Origin of the sequence: Parapedobacter deserti (genome assembly GCF_042646065.1) — a bacterium.
Taxonomy (GTDB): Bacteria; Bacteroidota; Bacteroidia; order Sphingobacteriales; family Sphingobacteriaceae; genus Parapedobacter; species Parapedobacter deserti.
Window position 1 is genome coordinate 16106 of record NZ_JBHRTA010000031.1, and the last position, 21286, is coordinate 37391.

The 21286-nt window shown below is 45.0% G+C and carries 16 protein-coding genes; 5 read left to right on the forward strand and 11 right to left on the reverse strand.

Annotated elements, in window-relative coordinates:
• The 3 genes from ACFOET_RS10850 to ACFOET_RS10860 all read right to left on the reverse strand — a co-directional run bounded on the left by ACFOET_RS10850 (nt 1) and on the right by ACFOET_RS10860 (nt 5712).
• Nucleotides 1–1914: an ATP-binding protein gene (locus ACFOET_RS10850; protein ID WP_379022474.1), complete on the reverse strand. Its 1914-nt coding sequence runs from the start codon at nt 1912–1914 to the stop codon at nt 1–3.
• 4 nt (nt 1915–1918) lie between these two features.
• Nucleotides 1919–3841 carry a site-specific DNA-methyltransferase gene (locus ACFOET_RS10855; RefSeq protein ID WP_379022476.1) on the reverse strand — a complete coding sequence of 641 codons (1923 nt, stop codon included), beginning with the start codon at nt 3839–3841 and terminating at the stop codon, nt 1919–1921.
• Nucleotides 3842–3915: 74 nt separating this feature from the next.
• A complete protein-coding gene (locus ACFOET_RS10860) occupies nt 3916–5712 on the reverse strand; it encodes a hypothetical protein (protein WP_379022478.1) in 1797 nt (598 codons plus the stop codon).
• 141 nt (nt 5713–5853) lie between these two features.
• On the opposite strand from ACFOET_RS10860, the gene ACFOET_RS10865 reads away from it, so the two are divergent.
• Nucleotides 5854–6576 (forward strand): FRG domain-containing protein, encoded by a 723-nt coding sequence (locus ACFOET_RS10865; protein WP_379022480.1) that lies wholly within the window; start codon nt 5854–5856, stop codon nt 6574–6576.
• A 13-nt stretch (nt 6577–6589) separates the two neighbouring features.
• Here ACFOET_RS10865 and ACFOET_RS10870 read toward each other — a convergent pair whose 3' ends face one another.
• The 4 genes from ACFOET_RS10870 to ACFOET_RS10885 form a co-directional block, all read right to left on the reverse strand.
• The gene (locus ACFOET_RS10870) at nt 6590–6895 is read right to left on the reverse strand and encodes a hypothetical protein (protein ID WP_379022482.1); all 306 of its coding nucleotides are present in this window, start codon (nt 6893–6895) and stop codon (nt 6590–6592) included.
• A 236-nt stretch (nt 6896–7131) separates the two neighbouring features.
• On the reverse strand, nt 7132–7866 hold the full coding sequence (locus ACFOET_RS10875) for a PaeR7I family type II restriction endonuclease (protein WP_379022484.1): 735 nt from the start codon (nt 7864–7866) through the stop codon (nt 7132–7134).
• A gap of 9 nt (nt 7867–7875) precedes the next feature.
• On the reverse strand, nt 7876–9510 hold the full coding sequence (locus ACFOET_RS10880) for an Eco57I restriction-modification methylase domain-containing protein (RefSeq protein WP_379022485.1): 1635 nt from the start codon (nt 9508–9510) through the stop codon (nt 7876–7878).
• A gap of 648 nt (nt 9511–10158) precedes the next feature.
• Nucleotides 10159–10743 carry a helix-turn-helix domain-containing protein gene (locus ACFOET_RS10885; protein ID WP_379022487.1) on the reverse strand — a complete coding sequence of 195 codons (585 nt, stop codon included), beginning with the start codon at nt 10741–10743 and terminating at the stop codon, nt 10159–10161.
• Between the two features lie 592 nt (nt 10744–11335).
• Between ACFOET_RS10885 and ACFOET_RS10890 the strand changes: the two genes are divergently transcribed.
• Genes ACFOET_RS10890 through ACFOET_RS10900 form a run of 3 tightly spaced genes read left to right on the forward strand, consistent with a single transcriptional unit; the run spans nt 11336 to nt 17730 of the window.
• Entirely contained in the window at nt 11336–13138 is a 1803-nt protein-coding gene (locus ACFOET_RS10890; RefSeq protein WP_379022489.1) for a TlpA family protein disulfide reductase, read from the forward strand.
• Nucleotides 13139–13154: 16 nt separating this feature from the next.
• Entirely contained in the window at nt 13155–16373 is a 3219-nt protein-coding gene (locus ACFOET_RS10895) for a SusC/RagA family TonB-linked outer membrane protein (protein ID WP_379022490.1), read from the forward strand.
• Between the two features lie 19 nt (nt 16374–16392).
• A complete protein-coding gene (locus ACFOET_RS10900) occupies nt 16393–17730 on the forward strand; it encodes a RagB/SusD family nutrient uptake outer membrane protein (protein ID WP_379022491.1) in 1338 nt (445 codons plus the stop codon).
• A gap of 52 nt (nt 17731–17782) precedes the next feature.
• Here ACFOET_RS10900 and ACFOET_RS10905 read toward each other — a convergent pair whose 3' ends face one another.
• The 4 genes from ACFOET_RS10905 to ACFOET_RS10920 form a co-directional block, all read right to left on the reverse strand.
• On the reverse strand, nt 17783–18172 hold the full coding sequence (locus ACFOET_RS10905; RefSeq protein WP_379022493.1) for a hypothetical protein: 390 nt from the start codon (nt 18170–18172) through the stop codon (nt 17783–17785).
• A gap of 148 nt (nt 18173–18320) precedes the next feature.
• Nucleotides 18321–18926 carry a hypothetical protein gene (locus tag ACFOET_RS10910; RefSeq protein WP_379022495.1) on the reverse strand — a complete coding sequence of 202 codons (606 nt, stop codon included), beginning with the start codon at nt 18924–18926 and terminating at the stop codon, nt 18321–18323.
• A gap of 67 nt (nt 18927–18993) precedes the next feature.
• The gene (locus tag ACFOET_RS10915; protein ID WP_379022497.1) at nt 18994–19590 is read right to left on the reverse strand and encodes a Crp/Fnr family transcriptional regulator; all 597 of its coding nucleotides are present in this window, start codon (nt 19588–19590) and stop codon (nt 18994–18996) included.
• A gap of 13 nt (nt 19591–19603) precedes the next feature.
• A complete protein-coding gene (locus ACFOET_RS10920) occupies nt 19604–20002 on the reverse strand; it encodes a hypothetical protein (RefSeq protein ID WP_379022499.1) in 399 nt (132 codons plus the stop codon).
• 255 nt (nt 20003–20257) lie between these two features.
• Between ACFOET_RS10920 and ACFOET_RS10925 the strand changes: the two genes are divergently transcribed.
• Complete coding sequence (locus ACFOET_RS10925; protein ID WP_379022501.1) at nt 20258–21280, forward strand: LytTR family transcriptional regulator DNA-binding domain-containing protein; 1023 nt, start codon at nt 20258–20260, stop codon at nt 21278–21280.
• The last annotated feature ends 6 nt before the right edge of the window (nt 21281–21286 follow it).

A 21286-nucleotide genomic window follows, 5' to 3' on the forward strand; every position in this document is an offset into this window, starting at 1 on the left:
TTAGTCCTTCGTCTTATAGGCTTGTTCCGGGTGGTTAATCATTTCAGGATATGTATAAGTTAGTGTTTTGTCTGCAATCATGCTTGATAAATATTTCCTTTTAAAATAGTCCTCCTCGCGATTAAATAGCTTAGCTATTTCACTCGCTTTATAGGGCCGTATTTTACATATTTCCAATATGAGTTCTTTTACTTTATTGGCGTCATTAACCCGTTCGCCCAAATCACCAATCTTTACGACGATTTCTTCAATATCCTTATCCGGCGGCAGCTCATCAGCAGGTGGTGTGTTAGGCTTAGTGAGAGGTGGCGTGTTAAGCTCGGGAGGTGGTGTGTTAAGCGCTGTGGAAGGTGGTGTGTTAAGGGCAGGAGGTGGTGTCTTAAGCTCCAGAGCGGGTGTGTTAAGCGGTTTGCGCACAACATCGTCTTCTTGATAGCGGGCAAATGTGATGCCGGGAATATAATACGTGGCCTTTCCCTTCCCCTTTTGGTACAGAATATCTTTTTTTCTTAAATCCCTTAAGTCAGCACTTGCTTTCAATGTGTCAATGCTATTCAATTGCCTATAGGCCGAATTATCAATCGCACCCACTTCTTTTATAAAAATCAATGCCCGCTTTTGGTCGTCGTTTAAGTCATATGGCTCAAAGGTAGCCAACCATTTCACGTCCTCCTCACTTAAGAAATGATGCAAGAGTAAACGCGTGGTAAATTGATTCCTACTATGATTACTCTCGAAGGTAGGAGGGAGGAGGTTTGCCTTTTGCATCAAGGCGCGCATGGTTCGTATACCCGAGCCTTTGGTTTCAGCAAGATTCGTGTCATGAAAGACCGCGGCGATATGCGGGTTCCGGTTTTTCGAGCCCGGTTCGCCCAAATACTCCTCCGGCTTCAGTGAAAAACCAGGATTAATGATTTCCAATCGATTGCTATACCGGATAATCTGTATAGGTTGGTTTTCACGGTACGTACGGTGTATAAGCGCGTTCACAATAGCCTCGCGTAACACCCGGGTTGGCAGGCCGATGCTTTCCGCTTGAAGTTCACCCTCGGGCAGCAAGAAACCCTTCGGTAGGTCATCCGAAATCTGGCTAAACACCCGTTGTACCATTTCGAGCAGCGAGCCTCGCATATCGATAGTAACGAAGCGGTTATCCGGATCAGCTATCCAATCGTTTCCAGGCACACGGATGTAATCCACGCGTACCATTGGCAATAACCTGCGGTGCGCTATCCGGCTGCCAAACAATAGAAGCCCCGCGTAGGTGAGTTTAATTTCGCCATTATCGTTCCTCATGCAGCCCAATGCCCGTAGAAGGTCGGTGTCATTGTATTGCAGTTCCTCGGCGTATGGATTAACCTTGGCGCGCAGGTTCCGGTATAGCGAAATCGCCTCCTCGCTGACATCGTTCCACGAAGAATCCTTAACGACGCTGCCATCCAACGAATCCTCTTTGTTATAAAACACAAAGAGGTCGTCGTCTGTACAACGTTGGTCGCTAGAGCCAATGCGCCGATATGCGCCTCGCGGCAAGCCCTCATTCCGGAAATAGACCGGCTTTTGGCCTTCGGGCAGTTCCGGAACGAATACATTGAGCACGGTGTTGCCGGAAACTTGTTCTACCGAAATCTCAGGTCGTACAGGCTGGTTGAATACCGACGCACATTGGGTGCTCAAATCCAATTGTAATTTGTCTGGATTAGTAACGCCCGATACCACGTATTGAGGGAATAGCGAGTCTTTTTCTTGTTCTACGCCGAGCAGGATGTTGCCACCGCCCAGCGCTGGTTCATTCGCAAACGCACAAACCGTTTCCAGGATGGACCTGTCTATAGCAGACCCTTTTTTTGCTTCGATGGTGGTACACTCATCGGCGATGTTTAATTTTTGAATCAGATCCTTCGTACTTTCCATCCCCTTAAATTACCTTCATTTCCGTTTCGGGGCTGAGCTGCTTGAGCAGCTGCCGCACGTTAGATTTAGCAGTGTCATTGGCAAAGCCACTATCGCGGAAGACGATGCGCAATGGGTGGTCTTTCGCAATCTCTTTGGCAAAGGCTTCATCAATGCCCTTGTCAAAGCAGGCATACAGCGAGTTTTCTGCCACCATAAATACCTTTTTGCCTTGTATATCTTTGCTTTGGATTTTAAGGCTCAGTGGCAGGCCCCAGTCTAACATCACCTGGGCTAACAGATCATCAGCGGTGCGATCCGGTTTTACGTTGTCGGTAAACAAATCCAGATTGGCTTGCTGGTAATCCTGCGGTCTGTAGTATACATCTTGCATGTTGCTGCTATCCAGCCGATATACCCGGAACCCGTAATCGATATCTGCGCCGGTTTTTTCCTTGATTTTTTTGGCAGCTCGGCGGATACGTTGTTTGCCTATTTCGCAGATGTTTTTGTAGCCGGCTTTGTACGCTTCGCTTTTTTCATCCGTGGCTTCGGGAAGCTGAACCATAATATATTTGCGTTTGCCATCCTTCTCCTCGGCGTTTTGTTTCATAACCGCGTGAGCGGTAGTAGCTGAACCAGAATAGAAGTCAAGGATTATCCCCTTGGTATCCTGTGACATCTGTACTAAGGTTTGAAGAAGGTCAATTGATTTTGGTGCTTGAAATATTTTTTCTTTAGTCAGAAAAAGTTCGTTAAAGATTGATTGCCCTTTTTCGGTATGAAACCTTTTATCGGTCCAAATTGATTTCAATTGTTTTAACGGGTTTTCTCCATTTTCATGTGCATATGCTTTACGATATATTTTCCAGTTACTTTTGACTTTCCTTGCTACAAGAAGATTTATTTCATTTTGTGATTTTTCTTTTCCCCAAGTCCAACACCCATCATATCCGTCATCCCATTTTGGAAAAATTTCAATGCTATCTAGCTTCTTGGTAAGACTGACCTTTCCGCTCTCATTTACAAAAAAAGGGTAATATAAGTTTGGCCGATTATGTTTTCCAAATTCTCTATGTGTATTACGAAGTTCTAATTCGCGATATGATCCATTTTCGTCCCGTAAAGGATAATCTTTAGCTATTTCGTCGTCATTTTTAAATACAGACAATCGCCCCTTTTCTAAAATATTTTTTGAATATATTAACAAATACTCGTGGCACGTAGCTAGATATTTATCTTGGGATCGACCTTTCGGGTTGTTTAAAACAGTGATTTGGCCTACAAAGTTCAACTCCCCAAATAAGGAGGGGTCATCACATAATTTCCGAAGGTTTGGCAATTCATTGTCATCAATAGAAATAAAAATCACCCCATCTTCTTTTAAAAGATTCCTCGCTAGCTTCAACCTCGGATACATCATACTCAGCCAATCCGAGTGGTACCGACCTGCGGTTTCGGAATTAACCACCAACCGTTGGTTGTACTCATCCTTTTGTCCACTTTCAAGCAGTTCCTCCTGCCTTCCCCTCGCAAAATTATCTTTATACACGAAGTCTTTTCCTGTATTGTAAGGAGGATCGATGTAAATCATTTTTATCTTGCCCAAGTAACTTTCCTGAAGCAATTTAAGAACTTCCAAATTATCACCTTCGATATAGAGATTTTCCGTGTTGTCAAAATCCAAGGAGTCTTCGCGCACCGGGCGCAATGTTTTGGTCGTAGGCAAATTCGCTGTTACAATTGCCTCTTTCTTTCCAGGCCATTCAAGACGGTACCGTTCTTTAGTACCTTCAACGACGGAGTCGCTTAGTTCTTGTTTGAGTAGGTCGAAATCAACCGCAAGGCCTTCCGCCGACTCGGTCACACAATTTGGAAACAATGCAGCGATTTTCGTCACATTTTCATTAACGATGTTTGGTGATTGTAAATCAAGTTTTTCGTTCATAGTATCCTCGATGAATGCTTAATCCCCGAAAGTTTAGGGTATTTGGATGGCAAATTAATAAAAATTGACGGTCTTTATGGTCTACAAATCACTCGAAACTCTACCCCGATTTCATTAGCGCTTGATAGCACGGCATTTACAAACCAGAGTATTTGCAAAGTCACACCTTTCTCTTCAAATCTTTCTCCATTTTTTAGTCGGGTCAGTGACGCGGTGAGCTCTGCTTTGGAAAGAAAGTTTATAACGGCAAATACACTTCTTTTTAAGTTTCCGCTTGCTGAAGCTTTGTAGATAGTTTCTTTTACACTCGGGAGCGGTCTAGCGGGGTTCGCACATCGCCTTATCCTTTTTATCCGAGTTTGTATGCCGTTTAGTCGGTATTTACTTGACCAACGACGTCTTCGGTATTCTACCATTTCATCATTTAACTCTAAATAACCCAAATTCTTTTGCGCTTGGCCGAATACCTCTTGCAGATCAGAGGCGGAAAGGGCGTTGTCATTGTATTTGCAATGATAAAATGCAATCTCATTGTTATGTATGGAGATGAAGTCTCCCCATTCTACCCCCATATCGTCGCAGATTACACATTGTTTATTTGCTAACGCGGTGTCCATAACGCCAAAAATCGAGTTGGGAGAAAAAGTAGTGGATGTCGTAGTATAACCGATACCTTTCTCTGAGACGACATTTTGAAGAAGGGGTTCGGGTATGAAAGTTTCCAAAAACACATCTAAATCATTTAATAATTTGTGGTCTTTGAAAATCTTGTGGTGGGTATAAGCGTACTCTGGCTGTTCAAAAGTGATTAGATAGTCGCTTCGAGTGTTTAAATATTCCGAAAGCCGAATGCTATTGTCTTGAACAACAATATAAATATCCTTAAAAGATTCACAATGGATAGTCATCGTTTTTTTGTTGATATGAACGGTGACGTCGCTTCCGGTATAGCGAACTTCATTTTTCTTGCTTAAAGTAATCAGACTTATGAAAGGGGTAATCTCTTCTATTATATTTATTTCCTCTTGTTTTTCATTCTCAACGAGCCGATATACTCTTTGAATCAGGCCATTTTCAAGTTGTTCAAAAAGCGGGCTGAATCGGAACATGAGATATTTGGGAGTTAGCGATTTGATTTCTTTTTCGAAATCGATGGGTCCTGCAAAACCCGCTATGAATCGATGCATTTTATTATTTGCGATTGCGGCGGTGATAAGATTACACATTTTTATTGCCCAAAACAGGACTTCATCAAAATCTTGTCGCAGTTTAAGAGCGTTAACTCGAGACGTGTTTAAAGATACGGTCGCTTTATCGCCTTCATTGTCGAGCCTAAGTGCAGAAAGAACCTGTTTGCTAGCGCCAAATCTTGTCATTACGCCTTGTAGATCAACTGCTTCTGAAGTTTTTGTTTGGACTGCATTGTCTGCCGTATTCAGTGAACTCGAGATTATTTTTTCAAATTTGCTTTTGTCATTAATATAGAAGTTGGCTAGTACATTATAGTCAATGAGCTCTGCTATCGCTTTTAAGGTTTTAACCCCCGATATATTCTTTCTGAATACAACAAGATAGTCACGGTATTCTAGCAGCAACAGAAAGGCGGTTTTTGTTTCCCATAAATCCTGTGCTTCTCTCAAGAACGAGGGTTTTTGATCAAAGTCAAAAATGTCCAGTGAATATTTGGCTATTTCTTGACCGCCCTCAAACAGTGATTGCCTTATTATTGAATCGTAGGACCGCTTTGCTTCCTTATCATCGCGTGCTTCTCGAAATAGGGTCAGAACATTGGCTTTGGATACCCGTTTCTTTGCTTTGTAGAAGTAGGCGTTCTCATTCAATAGGATATTGGCTGTGTCGATTTTTTTCATCCGCAAAGGCCTTAAAAGTTTTAGTCTTATAATTGTGTATTCAAAAGTACATCTTGGTTTCGAGATTACAAAAGGTTGAATTTTATAAATTATTGATTAATAGTCTACTATATTTGTGGTTGCAAAACAGCTAATTACCATATGCCATCGTCATCTAGGATTAAGAGCGTTTCCGAGTTCATCTCAACTGTTGAAAGACGCGCGATTGAAACCCGGCGAATCTATTTATTTCGTGGCCAATGTGATAATTTTAAATTATTGCCGGGTATAGCTAGACCTCATTTATTTTCCTACAGTAAATTAGAAACCGAAAGAAGAATTCTTGATGATTTCAAGGCTAATTCGATTCCATATCTAAAAATACTCCCCAAAACAGACTTGGAGTACTTAGTTATTGCTCAGCATTACGGCGTACCTACAAGGCTATTAGACTGGACAGAAAATGCCTTAGCAGCCCTATACTTTGCTGTCAGTGGCGCGCCGACCAATAACATGGAGCCAGAAGTTGTAGTGTGTTCTTTTCCTAATAATTCCGATCTAATTATTAGAGATTACGATATTGACATATTTGAGCAAAAAGAAGTCAAATTTTTGAAACCGAATTCTCTTGTTGATCGCATAACATCTCAGTCGGGATGGTTTTCCATGCATCCACAAACAGGTAACAACAGCGGTTACTATATTCAAGTCGACAAGATTTCCGATAACGATATGAGGTTTTCTAAGATTAAGATCGACCCTGTATTCGCTAATAACATTTATAAAACATTGAATGACTGCGGAATTAATAAGTTTTCAATTTTCAAAGACTTAGATGCATTGGGGGCTTACTTGACGTCGAAATATCAGGGATTTCGGAAGTAGCTTTATATAGTCTTTATTTCCTCCTCAACCCCACCTCATAATACGCCTCCAACTTCTTCTGAAACTCCTCCGCGCGCTCCAGTGCGCGGCGCAAGTTTTCCAGTGACTCGGCAATGCCAAGCTCCGGCGATCGGGCTACGAAGCGGCCCAAATTGTAATCGGTAACAAGCACTGACCACTTGGTTTTAAATTCCTCCGGCGTGTACCATTTATCATCAAGCCGGTCGTAAATCCACTGCTGTTTATTCCACGCATCAAGCATCAGCTGTTTTACGGCCTTGGGTATCGATCCCGTCTTCTTTCCAATTTGCCTTATCACGAAAGCAAATATACTACTAAAAATATTAGCTTATTAAATTAAGAAAGAAAGTTTTTTCATAGCGACACTCTGGTTGCTCTCATTAATCGATCCGGCATTAGACGCGTTGATTCAATAGGTATAAAAATCACCCGGCGTTGCAATTCCGGGCCGTCCATTTTGCGGACTGGACGATTTATAATGCTGTTAAAATTCTATAGAGAATTACGCTGCCGTGATGGCTACTCTGATTCTGGCTACCTCGCTGCCTCTACCGCGATATGTCCAGCAAACTCCCTGATAAACCTTTTTATCCCCGTCGATTCGTTTAGGTCCAGATATTCACCAGTTTCTTTTCCTTCGCGTGGAGAAATAATAGTTGTCGCTGTATTATACAATTGCTCCTGCATTAGTTTTTTGCACATAATATCGTAGCGAGTGATGTAGGAAGCATCTTTAAAGTCTGGGAATATTGGGAAATGAGGTGATCGGTCCGTTACAGGTTTGTGGGCAGATTCACAGTCTTCCACGAGTATCAACCAGCCCACGAAGGGACGGTTTGCCGTTCCAAATGCACCCTCGCGATAAGCCGTCCATAAATCGACAGCGGTGCCAATCGCTTCCTCTGCTCGATTGTTGAAATTGTTGCTAAACGATGGTCCGACATGGCTTTTAAATTCCAACGCGGCGATTAGCCGATTATCCCGCACCACGAGCATGTCCCAAAGTTTGGTAGGTCGGAAATACCCAGGCAGCGTCAGTACTTTCTGCGTAAAATGTATTTCGGCGTCAGAAAGGCCGTTTTTGATGACGATTTCTTTGGCTAACGCAATAAACCCATCCATGTTTTTGCCACCGGTTACTCCAGCACGCTCTCCCTTGTCCGTTATTCCTAGCTCAATCTGCTTTTGTCGGGCTGAATAACGATTTTCCCAAAAAGCTTTCACCGCTTCGGTGGTCAGAGGCTCGAAGTCCGATAAATTCAATCCCATGGTTCAGTTTTATAATCCGTACATTTCGTTGGTCGCCGTGTTTCCCAAAAGGCTATCCGATGTAGTAAACGCGGTTATTAGCTTTTGTTTAACGCTACTATTAACGTCGTTCCATTTAGGCAGGCGTAGGCGGCGTAAGTATTGCGCTTGCATGCGCAAATACCCGCCTCGCATTTTCACAGCGTACGAAGATAAAAACAATTTAGGGATATCCGAACTCAAAACGGCTTGCAGCGCTCTCAAATCCCAATCGTCGGTAGCGATATAGTAAAGATTATGGTGTGGGTAAAATTCGCCAGTATCGAAAACAGTAAACAACTCCTGCTTAATATCAGGTATCAATAATTTAGGGGTGAACTGCAAGGAGGGATAAACTCGGTCAAGAGTCTTATACCATTTATCCGGTTGCTTTTTTGCGCAATACCTATTCTTAAGCCGTTCTTCATTTTGGTGGAAGTAATTCCTCAATTTCGGAAATTCTTCCAAATTCACCAAGGAACCATCTTCGCCATAAGGATTGATTAAAAAATTACCCGGCCATTGAATTTGTCCAGTTGCTAAGTCCTTTGTTTTCACTAAAGGAATCAGCCGGTCATCTTCAACGTCGAGCTCAGCCTTTTTGCCAATAAAAATATGATCCGCTCCCGTCGCCGATCCAATACCAATAGTACAGCCTGCTTCATTAATGAGCGGAAAGTTCCTTTCAATTTGCGAGACTATCTGCTGTGTCGACCTGGAATTGAGAATCCACGGAGCGGCGCCATTCACAAAATCGCTCCGGCGTCGGTCACAGGTCTCAACTTCACGTGATTGATTCAGCGAAGTATAGAGTGTAGGCAAGTCGGCTATATCTGGGGACCTATCTATAACCCAGGTCGAGCTTGGTTTTTTATTCTGGATGACGAAAATACCGGGGTACGCATCAACTTCCTTTTTAAAAGCTGGTGTTTCGCTCAAGTTGATATAGGCGTGTAAGTGGTATTGCTCCGCGATCAACGCCCGAAGCCTGGCGCCATACTTGTTTTTTATCCACCGATCGGCACAGATAAATGTAAGAGTGCCATTCTCAGCTAACAGGCTGAGGCTCCGCTCAATGAATGGAACGTATAAATCAGCGCGCTCCGTCATCGTTTGATGACTTTTCCGATACGCAGCCAACCGATCAGGGAGGATCGACTCAAGGCGTACATAAGGAGGGTTGCCAAATACATGCGTAAATTTTGTGTCAAGCTCGCACAGCAGAAAATCTTGATTTAAGATCCATTGATTTGCCAGATAGCTGGCTTGGTCGGGGCCGACACCGTACTCGAGGAGCTCGTCGATTACCCTGTCGCGAGTGTGCGTGACATTGAAACGATTGAGTTCGACGGCTCGAAGCGCATCTTTAAGATCGGTGACGGTATGTTCGCTAATGCCCACATGATGCTGATAACATTGCAGTAAACGCTTTACGATTGGAATAACAAAATCTCCCTCGCCACAGGAAGGCTCCAATACGCTATACGTATAAAGTGGTTTGTCTATCGTATACCCACCCAGGTCAAGCATAAAAGCAACGACCTCTGGTCGCGTGAAAACCTCGCCGAGCGCCGAAGCCAGAGTTTCTTCTTTAGTTGACGGATATACTAATCGAACACTTGCCATATATTGAATAGGTCGGTCGTCAAACAATATGCCTTCGTGTCTGATTTCATGCCGAAGTTATTAATTTCTCAATGTTTTATCATAAATAGTATATTCCTTTGTCTTTTTTGAATCTTCCTCTCCCAGATACTTCAATCTAATGTTCGTCATTTCATCGTTATTTGGATAACGGTTTCCCCATTTTTCATGTATAAATATCGAAGATGAGTTAGGGCATGTGCTGGACGAAATTACGATTAGCCTATCATAAGGATATGTATCCTCCGGTAGAGACATTAATATTTTCTTTTTAAGTCTTATGTTCTCCGGTTGTTGCGACAATTCTACTAATAATTTATAAAGGTTTTTATCTTCTGATATTATGCGATCAGTCTCTCCATGCAACCTTTGTTGATATCGTGTGGCTGAAATTTTGGAAGTGGGTAGTGTCGTCATAAGATATTAATTTATAACAAATATAAAACTCCAAATTGTCATTCTGTTACTAAATTTATTAACATCTTAATCTTTGCTAACATCTTTTATTTTAATGCTGTCAGTTTTATTAGTCGTCCGAGCTGTTTCCGGCCAACCTTCATGCTTTCTTCCAACCTCGATGATATGAATGCCATAAAAGACTGTTTTCACATTCCTGGGTTTTCCAAGATGTTAATCATCATTGGTCGTTTCCTCTTCAACGCTGACAATTTCTTTTCCTTGAGCAGTAGTCGTGTACGTGTTGACGACATTCCCCTCTTTGTGCCGCTGATGTAACGTAAGCCAACCCGCTTCAATAGCAGCCTTTAATGCCACTTGGAATTTTGGAGATTTGCGTTGCAGGCCAACGTGTTTTAGGATTTCGTCATCTGTTTTTCCGGCGTCGATAAATGGTAGTATCGCTGCAATCCTTTTTATCTCCTGTAGGGTCAGGTTATGTTTGTCAACCAGTTTGTTCTCGGTTAACCCATTTGTGATATTGGCAATTATTTTTTCGGACGGAGATATTTCTTCTTTTAATCCTAAGTGGCCGAATAAGTCGTTTTGCATTTTGCAGGGACCGACATTAATAGCCTTAGCTATAAGCTGTAACTCGTACGCCCTTAAAAAACTCTTTTCATCATAGCATAGTCTATTTAGTCGTGTTAGGCTGATACCAACCTTTCGGCAAACATCCGATTTGTTTACCGATCGGTCTGCTAGATATTTACCAAACGGTGTGAGTGTTTTTGGTGTGTTCGATTTCTTATTTGGCATTTCTGTGATGTCAAGCTTTGTTAAAAGTATTTAATCACATTTTATTGATACATTTTGTTGTTATTTTGATACATAATGTATAACTTTGCCGTAGTTAACGTTTCTGGAACAAAGAAATTTATTATGGAGTAAGTTTGTGAGAGAAACTAAATAGTACATTCCGAAAATCTTGTGACGAAAAGTAGGACATTCAGAACACAAGGAGTAGGAAAGACCTTTGCCTTATTGCTATCTTTGTATGGCAGTAAGGCTTGGTCGCCCTGCTTGGATTGTGTTCGGCCGTCGAAAGACGGTGGTGGTCCTACACCTTCGTCGCAGTCCAAGCATTAAGGGCGGCCTTTTTAATTCCTTCTTTATTGTTCTTGGTTTTCGGAATCAGTTTGATAACGAAAGCCAATGAAACCAGAGAACAGAACCATCGAATCTGAAGCCGTCCAGCCTATTCAAGATAGGAGGGATGATGGTCATTTGGAATCCAAAACGTGGAAGATTTCCACGAGTAACCTTTACCGATCCGTCGTAAAATCTCCTGTTTGACTTTGGGTAAGATTCGGATTCATAACCAATTCTTACATCTAAATCAAACAATAGAATGAAGCAAAATTTACGCTTAACGGCCATGCTTTGGCCTTTACTGAGGCTGTTTGCCCTTCGCTTATTGCGATCGACAGGGCCTAAGTCAACTAGCCAACATATATACGTCGGTTCCATCGGCAGGATTACCAACCGCCTTATTGGGCGGAGTGCGGGACGGCTTCGAGACCGCTCCCAGACTGCTGCGGTCACACTGGCGGTATCGGGGCGTTCCGCTAGGGGGCACAGTGCTGTTTTTAGGCAGCGAACCCCGAACGAGACTGCCGGAATACCGCACGAAGGCCCGACCAAGATGCGGAGCCGTTTGGGCGCGGATTTACCAAAGGGTAAACCCTACATGGAGACATGCTTCCGCCCACCTTCCCTTACCCTTCCTTCGGGTCCTATCCCCATGTGTCCCGCATATACTTCGGTAAAAAGCCCAAAAAGCGGCACTTTAGCGAAGGGTAAGCGGCTATATAGCGGGAGAAAGGGGCATAGGGAGGGGAATGCGACGGAGGATGGATTGCTACAGCGTGATACCGGAGGCCGCCTGAAACCAGATTCGGTGCTTGGTGCTAACTCCGAGCTAACTCGTATTGCACTCCATGCCCTCCGACCAAACCAAGGTAGCACGGAGTCCAAACCAAGACCAAAGGAAGACCAAACGGAGCTCCGAAGAAATCTCGAAGAATCATGTGTTTGTACCCATGCGATGGCCCCAGCCCGCTACGGGCTGGGCCTCGCTTTGGGGGCAATGGCGACACTGTTTCTGACGGTCATGTGTTTGTATGCCGTGCAGCCGGTCTCCGCCCAAGAGGCGGGACCTGCGGCTACGGCAGTAACAGACATCAAGCCACTCCAAATCGGCGATACCATCCCCGAGGCGCTGTGGCATTTGCCGTTGCAGGTGGTAAACCATCCGGAGGGGATTACCTCCTTTATGCTTAGCAAATACAAGGGGAAAACCATCCTCCTTGATTTTCTATCTACCGGATGCAGCGGTTGTATTGCGGCTATTCCTAAATTGGAAGCTGCTCAAGATAACTTCGGGGGCGATGTGTACATCATAGCCATTACGTCGCAAAAGGAAAATCAGGTGGCTGCGTTTATTCCTAAGAATAAACACACCCGCAACACCCGGTTGCCTTTTGTGGTGGAAGATAAGATATTGAAACAGCATTTTCCCCATCAATACATTTCTCATGTGGTATGGGTGGATTCGAAAGGCATAGTCCGGGCATTTACCGGTACCAAACATGTTACTACGCGTACTATCAACGAGCTTCGAAGTGGCGTGCCACTTAATTGGCCTGTAAAAACGGAAACTACTTCGTTTTTCAACGCGCCGCTGGTCACATTACAAACGGGATCTAATGTATTACCGAACAATGCAAGACGTCGATTTCATTATGCTGTGATTACGGGATATACGGAGGGGGTAGGGCCGCATGTAGCTACCGAGCAAGATAGCTTGATGGGAATTGAACGTGTGTCGTTTCGGAATCGTACAATTCTTGACTTGTATCTCATTGCAGTAAATCGGTTATATAAACTCAGACCGCATCAGATTGTGCTGGACGTGGCTGAACCTTCAGCTTATACCTATTCAATGGCTGATTTTTCATCCGTTACAACTGAGCAATGGTACCAACGTCATGCCATTTGCTACGAACGCACGGTTCCTTTGGGCACATCCAAATCGGTACAGCGTAAATACATGCTTGCCGATCTCAATAGTTTATTGAACCTGAATGGGCGTATGGAAGTCAGGAATGGCGAAACTTGTTTTGTTCTTTCGGAAAACGATAACACTAACTAATACACTTAAACCCAAAATGAAAACGATCATCGCGTGCATTTTGCACATCATTTTTATTATGGTGGCCCAAGGCCAAACGTACATCATCAAAGGGCGCGTGCTGAATGCGGCAGACAGTCTCCCTATCCCAAATGCCGGTATCCGGGTGGCCGACATTGGAGCCACCCGTACCGATGGCGACGGCAGGTTTGAAATAAAACTGATGGAAAGCCGTGTGACGCTCCGTGCCTCACATATAGGCTTCCAGCCGCAGGAACTGAAGATCTCACTGCCCCTTACCGCTTCGCTTACCATTATGCTGCACTCAGCAGCACAGCAGTTGGATGAGGTGGTGGTGTCTACGGGTTACGAGGAGATTCCGCTTGAACGGGCTACCGGATCATTTGAAAAAATAGACAACGCGCTATTGAATCGTAGCGTAAGCATGGACGTGCTAAGCCGGATTGAAAACGTGACCTCAGGAATACATTTTGACCGCCGGGGGGCTAGTTTCAATAACGCTGGCCGACGTCCGAATCATGAAATCTATGTTCATGGCATAAGTACACTTCGCGATGGTGCCGTAGCCGGGAATTCGCCGTTAATCATACTTGATAACTTCCCTTATGAGGGTGATATCAACAATATTAATCCAAATGATATTGAAAGCCTAACCATATTGAAAGATGCTGCCGCTGCTTCGATATGGGGGGCCAAAGCTGGAAATGGCGTAATTGTAATTACCAGTAAGAAAGCGCGGTATGAACAGCCCATCCATGTGAGCTTTAGTGGAAATGTGAATATAACAGACAAACCCGATCTTTTCCAGCATCGAATCATCGATGTTTCGGATTTGATCGATGTAGAAAAATACCTCTTTTCCCAGGGTTTTTATAGCAATCAGGAAAATAGCCGTGCTAAACCCGCACTGTCGCCGGTGGTAGAAATTCTGATCAAACAACGAGACGGATCGATCGATGAGGATGAAGCACAACGGCTAATAGACGGATATCGAAAGCAAGATACCAGAGACGATATGTTAAGTTATACATACCGGCAAGCCGTGCAGCAACAATATGCTTGGAATATGAGTGGCGGATCGGCCAAGCATCGCTTCTTACTGGGATTGGGGTATGACAATGCGTTACCCTCCCAAGTAGCTAGCAAACATGATCGCATGACATTACGTTTGGAGAATTCATTCCGACCCAGTGATAAGTTGGAGTTATCAACCGGGATAAGATGGACAAACAACCGCCAATACAATGCTACATTGTTCGGGGCATATACGGATAATGGCTTTCGTTTTCCTTATGTGAAGTTGGCGGATGAGGTGGGCAATCCATTGGCGATTCCCAACGATTATCGACTGGGATTTGTCGATACGGCAGGCAACGGCCGGCTGCTCGATTGGCAATACAGACCGTTGGAAGAGCTTCAAAATTACACGCTCATCACTAAAAGCCAGGAGCTGTTAGCGAATTTTGGAGTACAGTACAAACTAACCGCGGCGTTGCGCGCGGATGTCAAATACCAGTATGTTCGAGGTGGTTCAACGGGTCGAGATTACTATGATGTTTCTACCTACTACGCGAGGAACTTGATTAATAGAGGGACAGAAATGGTAAACAACCAATTGATCTATCATTTTCCACTGGGTGGGATTTTAAAGCAAAGTTATGCCACACGCCAAAACCATAATACACGAGCGTTATTAAATTACGCCGAAAAATGGCACGGCAACCATGCCGTTCATGCGTTGGCTGGGGTGGATATTACGCAGACGAGCTTCGAGGCGGGGGGATTCAATACTTACGGCTACGATGATGAATTACTGACCTATGCCAATAATATCGATCATACATACCGTTATCCGGTATTTGCTAATCTTGCTTCCACTGAAAACGTACCATATCCTGTGGCTGATTTTGCAAACACTATGAATAGATTCGTGTCGTACTTCTCCAATGCATCGTATACGTACAAGGATAGATACACGGTAACCGCTAGCGCCCGGCGTGACGCATCGAATTTATTCGGCGTAAACACGAATAATAAATGGACTCCACTTTGGTCTGTAGGTGCGAGCTGGGCCGTACACCATGAAGAGTTTTTCAGTTCAAACGCACCGCAGTTGTTGAAACTAAGGGCTACTTATGGTTTTAGCGGAAATGTCGATAATAGCATGAGTGCGCTTACAACAATCTATTATTCAAATAATGCCGCTTCGACCGGCGTTGATTGGCCTGCAGCAATGCTGAACTATCCGCCCAACCCAGCACTGAGATGGGAAAAGGTAGGGAATGTCAACATCGGCGTGGATTTTAAGTTAGTGGGTGCGCGGTTATTCGGCAGTGTAGATTTTTATCAGAAATTCACTAACGATCTGTTGCAGGAAGCACCTTTGGACCCAACGACCGGCCGTACAAGCATGACAATGAATGTGGCTAATACGCGCAGCCGTGGTGTTGATGCAAATATTCGGGGAAGAATTCTTGTCAAGAGCATTTCATGGGATGCAAATCTATTGTTTAGTTACAACAACAGTTGGATAACGAAATCCGAACGCGAGTATGCCAATCCTCGGGCATATGTGAGCACGGGAAGCTTATCATTTACCGAAGGGACAATCGCGTTTCCGGCGTATAGCTATAAATGGGCCGGCCTCGACCCCCAGACCGGTGAGCCTCAAGGCTATTTAAACGGAGAAATCAGCAAGGACTATCGCGCAATAACGTCCAACCAGACAACCCTTGAGGATTTGGTGTTCCATGGCTCGGCCCGTCCTTTGATTTTTGGTTCGCTGCGGAATGATCTAACTTATAAAGGCGTTTCGATATCGGCCAATATCAGCTGGAAATTTAAATATTTTTTTAGAAGGGCAGGGATGGACTACACGAAGTTATTGAACAGCCGCGACGGCCATATCGACTTCTATCATCGGTGGAAGAAGCCCGGTGACGAACAATTCACGCATGTTCCGGCGTTTAGCTATCCGATAAATCCGCAAGCCAATACGTTCTATCAAAATGCAGAGGTGCTTATGGAGCGTGGCGACCACATACGGCTTCAGGATATCCGCATTGGATACGCATTTTCCGGTGAAAATGAGCGGTTCAAAAGCGCTCAATTTTTTATATGCGGTAATAACCTGGGTATACTATGGAGGGCAAACAAACTTGCGTTAGATCCTGATATGAGTGGAAACATCCCGTTCCCACGAAGCTACAGTTTGGGGCTTAACATCAATTTCTAAACATAAAAACGAATGCATTATGAAATCAATAATTGTTCCGTGCTTGCTCGTATTGTTTCTGGGGGCTTGTAATGAATTCCTGTCGGTGAAACCGGATAGAAAACTTGCCGTGCCCCGATCTTCGAAAGACCTTCAAGCACTTATGGATCATGTGGCGACAATGAATTACGGTTTCTCCGCGGGGTTGTCTGAAATCGCATCTGACAATGTATTCTACACGAATCAAACTTGGTCTTCAATTACAAGTGAAGAGGATAGGGCTAGCTATGTATGGCAAAAAACTCCAGTGGCAAGTATCTACTGGAATACCGTTTATCGAAAGGTCATCGCTGCGAATACGGTCATCGATTTGATTGATGAAGTTTCGCATGAAACCTTATCTCAACGAAACGGAATCTTGGGGCAAGCGAAATTCTTCAGAGCAATTTCATTTTTTGATTTAGTTCAGCTCTTTGCTGTGCCGTTCGATGCTGCTTCGGCTTCTCAACGTCTCGGAATCGTGTTAAGGTTAACCTCTGACATTAATGTGCCTTCTCAAAGAGCCACTGTGGCTGACTCATATGCTCAAATAATCGAAGATCTTGAGTCGGCGGCTGAGTTACTGCCGATAGCCAGTCCGAGATATCCCACGAGGCCCAGCAAAGCGGCCGCTTATGGAGCACTAGCGCGTTGCTATCTCGCCATGGGAAACTACGAAGTTGCAGGGAAATATGCAGATCTTTGTCTCCAAATTCGCCAACAATTGCTTGACTATAATCAGATTGAAGTAAGACCGTATCCCTTTGATCGATTCAATGACGAAGTGATTTTTTATTCCGAACTCGCAGGTTATAGTATGCTTACCGAAAGTAGGCTGCGGGTCGATACGGCGTTGATGACACAATACCTTGATACAGACTTACGTTTACGGTTATTTTTTACGAAGATGACCGACGGTTATTATGCATTTACGGGCGATTATGGCCAGAACAATACCGCGTTTAAGTTTAACGGAATCACCACGTCTGAAATGCTTCTGACGAGGGCAGAATGCTATATTCGAAATAGCAGGGCGTCAGAGGCACTAAATGACCTGAACACATTTAAAAGAAATAGGTACCAAGAGAAGTCATTCGTGGCATTTGATGGTGTAACCGATGCTGCAATATTGTCGGAAATCTTATCAGAAAGAAGAAAAGAGCTGGTCTTTCGGGGAGTTAGATGGAGCGATATCCGGAGATTGGATCAAGAAGTTCCATTGGAGCTCAAAAGGCAGCTCGGCAAGGAGTCGTATGTGCTTAAAAATAGCGACATCAAATCGTTTGCTTTTCTTATCCCTACCCAGATTATCGAACTAACAGGTATCGAGCAAAACTAAAACGAAAGTCCCTGCAAGAAACTTTCTGCAGGGACTTTCTAAGTCTGGCCCGTTAAGGTTTAAACATAAGCTCGCCGGGTCTTGGCGTCAAATTGTCTATATCCGCTGCTAGCGCCTGCAGAGCATTACTATCCGGAATAGGGTTTCCCGGATCAGAATCATCTGTTTCCACTTGAATCGCGCATACTTGGTTTCCCGAGGTGCAGTTTGGGGTGCCTGTGCCCTGATAGGGCGAATAGTTTTCAGGATTGTGCGGATCATATTGGTTATTTGGATCTCCTTCGTCCAATTCCGGCCCGGTATACTCAAACCATTGAATTAATACCGTTTTGTCCGTAACCACCGGTTTTTCCTCGACCTTGTTGTTTTTGACGTAGTAGTTTACACCTAGTGCGACCACTACGGCGGCTAAAAAGCCTGATGTTAGTTCAAATACTTTCATTGTATTGATGTTATTCGGTTAGTTTTTGGAATGGCTTACCATAGCCATTTTATTTTTAGCGATCTCCATCCTCGATGGCCGATCCGCTTTGATCAGGGTCCCATGGTACTACCTCCTTTGTATTTAAATGAGTAATTGATAGGGTATTTCATAACCACCACCTTTCCTTAGTAAGCAAATCCGGTCGGATGGCGAGTTCGGTGCGCTCGGTGATGCGTTGGAAAGCAGCCTCTACTTTCCGCGCGCCTTTTTGTTTGGTTAAGGTCTCCCACTCCGCAGGCTTCAACGGTAGAATGATGTCACCATTGGCAGCAATATAGCGGCTATATCGCCTCAGCTCATAGTAGGGCGCGAGCAGCTCATTCAGGCATAGCAGCAAATGCAGGTATATATTAACCGGCACGGCGATATCGATGTACAGCGTTTTACACTCAAACTGGAGGGCCAAGACGCGTTCATGGATGACGCCCGAGCCGACCAGCCGATAGGTAAGCCGGTGGGCATCTTCCGCTAACACATCGCTGCACGATTCGATTACCATCAAAGGCCCGTAGCAGCAGTCGAGGGCAAAAGCAAGGCCGTCGCTGGTCGAAACGTTCAGAAACGGGTTGCCACCTCGGCCAAAATACCACGAGCCGACCATGTCTACTCGGGTCATCAGGTTCTTATAACGCTTTTCTTCGGCGTGGAAGTCGTTCCAGCCTGCCGAGGATGCGGTTTGCTTTTGGTTGGATATGTGAGTTGCTTCATTCATAGAAGCAAAGGTCGGGCAGATGGAGCGGGTACACCTGCTTCTGGAGAAGCAAGTTTTACGAATTGGGCTAAATCTCCCGGTTTGCGCGGGTGATCGTAACGCGCGAGATGTTCAGGTAATCCGCTTGCTCCTGCTGGGAAGTAAGGCGGCGGAAAGATCTCATGTAGTCATTCGTCGCAAATGCTTTGTAGCGTTCGGGTTCTCCCTTGATCAGCATCAACCGGTTCTTCGCCCGGTACTGCTTTAATTTTTTCTGTTCCATCACATCCACGAGGGTATCGGCCTCTGTGCACGCCTCCTTGTAGAGTTTCAATGCATTTGCGGAGATGCGGATGGTGGTACTTGGACGCAACGCGACCACCTCGTAATAAACTTGGTGGCTGGCGTAAAGATTGCCTTTGGTGAGTACACTGTGGGTGGGTGGCAGCAACCGGTCGATGCGCCGGTTGCCGTTTTCATCCCACCATACTGTGGCCAACAAGCCCTCACAAACGAAGTACACGTAGTCATCCCTGTCTCCCGGCTCGAACAGCCTTGTGCCACGCTTCACGTTTACCACGGTAGCGAAGGTGTGCAGCCATTCGCGGTGTGAATCTTCCAGTGCACAATACTGCACCCAGTAGGCGAATAGCGGGGCTAGTGGATTGTTTGGGTTTGTGGCCATCGTGTTTTTTGAATTAGCTGTTGGCCGTGGTATAGCGGATGCTTACCTGAAGGTGGCCGGTGGCCAGCGCACCTTCCGATTGCCGATAGACAACCTGTTGGCTCTCATTGAAAAGGATGAGCTTGCCGCGTCCTTCATCGTCGTCTTCTGGCGGCGTTTCTGCCTGCAAAGACATCGGGAGGCGATGGCCGATATAGTGCGAGACCAAAGCGGACGCATGCGCGATGAAATCGGGATCAAAGTTATCGATGTACGCCGTTTGGCTGCTACTCAGTTCGAAATGATCAATCAGCCAATCCTGAAATTCGCTGCGGGCGGCATCGGCCTCGGCTTGCAGGGCTGCATCGGTAAGCGCATACAGTTCTTGTTGTAAGGCTTGCACGCCTACGGAAGTAAATGGTTTTTTTGCCATGTTTTTAATTTTGATTAAATAAAAAATTAGTTAGTAAGGCAGATGGCACTGCCTTGGAATCGCCAAAATTAGGGCATACTGGGTGCTTTTAGTAGGCTAACCCGAATTTTGCTACACGAATGGCCAATTTAGGTACACGTTTGGCCACCCATTTTGCGAGGTTCTAGGCATGCGAATTTGGCACTTAAGGCACGATGTGTTATTTTGGGCGCTGACCTCTGATAGCACTTAAGCTGTTACCTTAATACAAACGTTATGCAGACACATGAACTAACCTATTTTTCTGCGCGTGGCCAAGTGGCCACGGCGTTGGCTGTAGCAGTAGTCATCGTACTCAACAACCAGCGTATTCCTTTTATTGAAATTATCAAATATCCTGGATTTTATGTCTCCGTGGCCTTCAGTTGGCTTTTTGCTTGGATGATCATCCATTTCATTGCTTGGTTTTCGAGATCCATAGACCGTTTTCCACGATGGAATAGATCGCATGACGTACGCTTTTTTATGCAAATCGGCGGTGGGGTAGTGCTTCCCTGCCTGGCCGCCATTGCCTTGGCCTTTGGGTTTTTGCAAGGCTTCGGCCGGGATTTCATGGCGAGCGGTTACCTGACGCATGAGTTTCCGATTATTTGTTTGCTGATCGTGATCATGAACCTGACCTACCTCGTGCTTCACTACCGGAATGAAGCTGATCGGCTGGCCGAGGAGTTGAACGATAGCACTGTGTCGTTGCGGAAGGCTGTGATCCGTGGCGACATTTGGAAGCGCCGCGCCTTGGTACTGAGGCAAAAACTGGAAATTGCAGGAAACGATGCGGCCGGGATCTCGAGACGACTATCGGAGGCGGAAAGCGTATTGGCGGCTTTAGAGACTGAACTCCTGGCGAGCAAAGATGAATTGGGAAACTTGCCCGAAAAGCCTAAGCTCCACGGCGTTTTAGAAATGCAAGGCGCATTGGGAATGGAGAAGGTTCCGTTTAGCAAGATCCGGTATTTGGAGTACGATAATCGTAAAGTTTGGGCCTACACCACGAAATCGCCGCGTTCATTGATTGCCTCATTACTTACACTTCAAGAAGCACTGCCCGACTATTGGTTTTTCAGGATACGTAGGACGATCATAATCAATAGAATGTATATCGTAAACGGACCGGGGATAAAAAGGAAGCGGGGGCTGGAGGTGACGATCAGGCTTGCGGAGAACACAACAAAGACATTTACCCTGCATCGGAAAAACGCAGCTGCCTATCTGGAGTGGTTTTCGATGCCCCACGAGTAATTAACC